Consider the following 4426-nt stretch of genomic DNA (forward strand, 5'->3'; position numbering starts at 1 on the left):
TCGTGGTACTGGTCGGAGAAGCTCGTGAAGGACAACGTGGTGTCTGAGCTCAAGTCCAACCAAGCTCAGGGTCGAGTCGGCCCGGGGGACCCTCGAGGAGGTGGAGGGACACCTCCGAGTGAGGGACCTACCCCCCGGAGTCTATTACGCCGACCTGACCCTGGGAGACCGAGTGGCTACGGTAAAATTGCTAGTCCGGGAATATAAAGGTGACTCCGGGACACACGTTAGGTACCTCTACACGACCGATCTCTCGCTCAGCGAGGAGGAGATCGAGGAGGCGTGGAGGATGAGGTGGGAGATCGAGGAGCTCCACAGGGACGTCAAGGTCCTTGGACTGGAGGACTCCTCGTTCTGGAGGAGAGAGAGGCTTCAGGGTTACCTCACGATCTTCACCATCATGGTCAACGTCGTCAGGGAGCTGATAGGGGAGCTGAACCTGAGGAGTGTGGAGGCGTTCCTCAGGTTCGTTGAACGTTATTTAGGCGGATCGTCGGGGCTGATGAAAATCTTTAAGTTACGTTAAAGTCCCATAACTGCTGTACTAAAGCTATCTGCCTTACCACCTTAATATGGTTTTTAAATAATTCGATGATTTTTCCTACATTCGCCGAGACTATAATGGAGATTATTATCGCTGTTATAATTGAAAACGGGGTTAGAGACAAGTAATAAATCGGCGATATAAATAGATCTAGTGAAGGATCGAATAATAACGTAAAAGCGAGACCTATCGGATTTAACGGGAATGGAGTGTAAGTCACCAAGAATTGAGTATATGGGAATATCTCATCAAGTCCATATATAATAGATAATAACTTTTCTAACGACAGACTATACACGAAGAGATGGATAGGTAAATAAAGAGCCAAGGTTAACAATATTTTCTTTTTTCTCCAGCTCTTCTTGACGTAATTAAATACGCTTTTGGCTACTGTAACACTCAAAAATAGGACCAATAGCCACAGTAATGACGGCAGGACAATATATGCCACTAACGTATAGATCGTAAAAGTATTTAATACTATTATTAAAATTAATAGTGATAAAAATGTAAAAATGAATATGTAAGAAAATCTCATAAATATCTCTAATTATTTCAACTATATAAAAACCCTAATATAAGGTTTCAAAATATATTTATCACGTTTAAATCCTTATACTACATTATTAAGTCAAGAGAAAACCAGTAAAGTTAAAAAATAAAAATATTTATTAATCTTTGAAATACTCCTTATATACTACAAAAGTTATTGCTAGTAATAAGATCATGCTTAAAGAAATGATTATTCCTAAATTGAACTGCAATTGTAGAGGTAAATAAGGAGAAAAATAAGGGTAGCTAAAAACTAGAAGTATGCCACCTGAAATTATTAGTAAGGGCATAGATACCTTAAAGTAATCTATCTCTCTACTCTCTTTTTGTACAGCCTCACGAAATCTAAGGCATAGAAAGATCAGACTACCCATAAAGATTGCGAAAACGCCTCCCGCAGCTATGTATGTTATCTCAAATAACTGTTTCTCATATAGAGAAACCTGAGAGAAAGAAGATAATATGGATAAGTTGCCAAAATTACCTAAAGCCTCAAATATTAGGAACATGGTTATAACTGAAAGTAGCCAAAACACATAATCCTTTCCACTTAACTTTCCGCTCATATCTAACCACTCCCACTAGTAACAATTAACTCGCCAATCATTGTATAATGACCAGGTCTACAAAACTCGGCACAGTATATAGCGTAAACACCGGGCTTATCGACTATTATATATAGCGGATAATAATAACCCGGAATAGCCTCTAGCTTGTACCCCAATTGCACAATGTACATAGCATGGATTACGTCGGCTGACGTGAGGTTAAATATATAGGGCCTACCGGATTGTATTACGACCTTATTATAACTTATTGTTCCATTAGGATAGATAAATTCCCATACATATTGCTTTGCTATAACCCTAATAACTATAGGCTTAACGTTATGAGGAAAATAAGCACCTGTGTCTATAATTGCCAAGTAGTGTAGGGATAATCTTCCCAAGACTGCAAGTATCACAGCTGCACCAATTATGGTTAACAGCTCAATAGAGAGTTTGTGAGTCATCTTTCCTCTAATTATTGATATTAAAAAATAGTAGTTTTTATACTTTAATTATGAGGATTAGGATAATCTATAAAGTAACTGAAAAAAAGTAACTTTTTAATTTATTCTTTAAATCAACTTATCACCACATAGGGAGTAGTCACATTAGGCGAGGCTACTAAGACGACCCACATTCCAGATTCCGCATGGCCGATTATACCACAAGCTAACCAATAAGTCCCAGTCGGTATATCATTAAAAGTCCCAGTCGCTGATTGTCCATTTAGTAAACCATTTACAGTGTAATCTGATGAGCTTGCTCCTATTGTAAGCAGAATATTACCATCATCTGCTATGTTGCTAGTTGGAGTTGCAGTAGTGTTCTTAACCAAATTCAGATTGTGAGGCAAAGACTGTTGATTAATATACGTTATCTGTAGGTTTGAGCCGGAGGGTACGTAAATTATCATTGAACCGAAGCTAGTCCCGTTGTAATTAAAATTAGACCCAGAAGATAACGAAACTAGAGTAATATATACCGTCTTGTTTGATGGATTGTACGGTAGTGTAGTTTTTGTTGATGATGATGTCGATGATGAAATTGTATGCAGTGAGGAAGTATAAATTGCATACTGTTCATAAGTGTATACGCTAGCCCCTATTATTAGCGCTAATGTTATTACTGTAATTATTATGGTAAAAGAAGATGAAACACCTCTCATAATTCTCAATATTTTTGTTCTTTATATTCATTTATAAATTTTTTTAATTTTATACGTCAATTATTCATTAATCTAATACTTTCTTAAAATAAGAAATTTAATTAAAATTTGCACTAAAATTATTTTTATGTATTTTATCAATTTAATTGATATTTATTCCCTATCATGTGTATTTACTGAACTTATATAAATTAACGTGAAATAAGTTAATATATTACATTAACATTTTTTATCAATAAGTGACAGTTATGAACACAAAGAGAGCCAAGGATATATTAAGTATAGCACTTACTACTACAAATGCGTCAGACATAGGAATTATGTATATCTCACTAGGTCTTTTCAGCTTGTTGATGGGGGGACTTGAAGCGATAGTTATGAGGACTCAACTTACGTTTAACAACGCAGGTGCGACATCCTATTACAATGCTTTAACCCTACATGGTATATACATGATCTTCTTTGTTGTTATGCCCTTATCTACTGGACTTGCCAATTACCTAGTTCCGCGGATGATAGGGGCAAGAGATCTCTACTGGCCTAAGATAAACGCGTTGTCATTCTGGATTTTAGTACCGGCTGTAGCTCTAGTCAGTATCTCACCCTTACTGGGTACTGTTAATATGGGCTGGTATATGTATGCACCACTTTCTACGGATTTAGCTGTTAATAACGGCATCGGAGCTGACTTGATAGAGATCGGACTTATGATAGCTGGCGTTTCAAGCACTCTAACTGGAATTAACTTCATACTAACCATCACTAGACTGAAGAAAATGCCGTATTTCAAAATGCCCTTATTCGTATGGTCATTTTTCGCTACTTCAATTCTACTTATGATAGCCCTACCACCACTTACTGGAGGCTTGGTAATGGCATTCTTAGAGAGAGATTGGAATTTACCATTCTTCAATTATTTGGAAGGGGGAAATCCTCTACTATGGCAAAATGTGTTCTGGTTTTTCGGTCATCCAGAGGTATATATACTTATCTTACCAGCAATGGGGCTTATTGGTGAAATCTTACCTAGATCCGTAGGAAGGCCTATATATGGTTATAAAGCGTTAGCCCTTTCGTCATTCGCAATTGCATTTCTTAGTGCAATGGGCGTATGGATGCATCATATGTTTACTTCCATCTTCAACTTTTGGGCTGACAGCATCTCAGCAGCTATAACTATGGCTATTGCAATTCCTTCAGGTGTCAAAGTTGTTAATTGGACCGCAACATTTTACGGAGGTAAACTTAGAGTATCGGGATATTCAATCCTCGTAATTGGGTTTATCACTTTATTTTTAGTAGGTGGTATTACCGGAGTCTTCTTCCCATTAATCCCGTTAGATTATGATTTTAACGGGACATATGCCGTAGTAGTCCACTTCCATTATATGGTATTTGCTATTCTAGTAGCACTGTTGGCGGGATTCCTATATTACTTCCCGTACTTCAGTGGTAGGATGTATGACACTGAGCTTGCGAAAAGTGGTGCTATAATGACATTTGCTGGTTCCTTCGTGATAGCTACTGGAATGTTCATTGAGGGTGTTTTAGGAATGCCTAGAAGGTATGCTTGGGTACTGTTTTCTTTCACATTTTATCCATATCACCAATCGTACC

Annotated in this window: 5 protein-coding genes and 1 pseudogene; 2 read left to right on the forward strand and 4 right to left on the reverse strand. The window is 37.6% G+C overall.

The window, feature by feature from the left end; all coding sequences use genetic code 11:
- Positions 1-526 (forward strand): annotated as a pseudogene (locus tag WIW89_RS01355) (IS701 family transposase); the annotation flags it as partial.
- On the opposite strand, the gene WIW89_RS01360 reads toward WIW89_RS01355, so the two are convergent.
- The 4 genes from WIW89_RS01360 to WIW89_RS01375 form a co-directional block, all read right to left on the reverse strand.
- Positions 513-995 (reverse strand): hypothetical protein, encoded by a 483-nt coding sequence (locus WIW89_RS01360; RefSeq protein WP_337719481.1) that lies wholly within the window; start codon positions 993-995, stop codon positions 513-515. The pseudogene WIW89_RS01355 and the gene WIW89_RS01360 sit on opposite strands and share 14 nt — an antisense overlap.
- A gap of 220 nt (positions 996-1215) precedes the next feature.
- On the reverse strand, positions 1216-1662 hold the full coding sequence (locus WIW89_RS01365) for a hypothetical protein (RefSeq protein ID WP_314125397.1): 447 nt from the start codon (positions 1660-1662) through the stop codon (positions 1216-1218).
- A 2-nt stretch (positions 1663-1664) separates the two neighbouring features.
- A complete protein-coding gene (locus WIW89_RS01370) occupies positions 1665-2108 on the reverse strand; it encodes a cytochrome c oxidase subunit II (RefSeq protein WP_337719482.1) in 444 nt (147 codons plus the stop codon).
- A 113-nt stretch (positions 2109-2221) separates the two neighbouring features.
- Complete coding sequence (locus tag WIW89_RS01375) at positions 2222-2809, reverse strand: sulfocyanin (RefSeq protein WP_314125400.1); 588 nt, start codon at positions 2807-2809, stop codon at positions 2222-2224.
- A 248-nt stretch (positions 2810-3057) separates the two neighbouring features.
- Between WIW89_RS01375 and WIW89_RS01380 the strand changes: the two genes are divergently transcribed.
- Positions 3058-4426: cytochrome c oxidase subunit I (locus tag WIW89_RS01380; RefSeq protein ID WP_337719483.1), on the forward strand; the 1369-nt coding region annotated here is incomplete at its 3' end.

It is taken from the genome of Stygiolobus sp. CP850M (assembly GCF_037389425.1).
GTDB lineage: Archaea > Thermoproteota > Thermoprotei_A > Sulfolobales > Sulfolobaceae > Stygiolobus.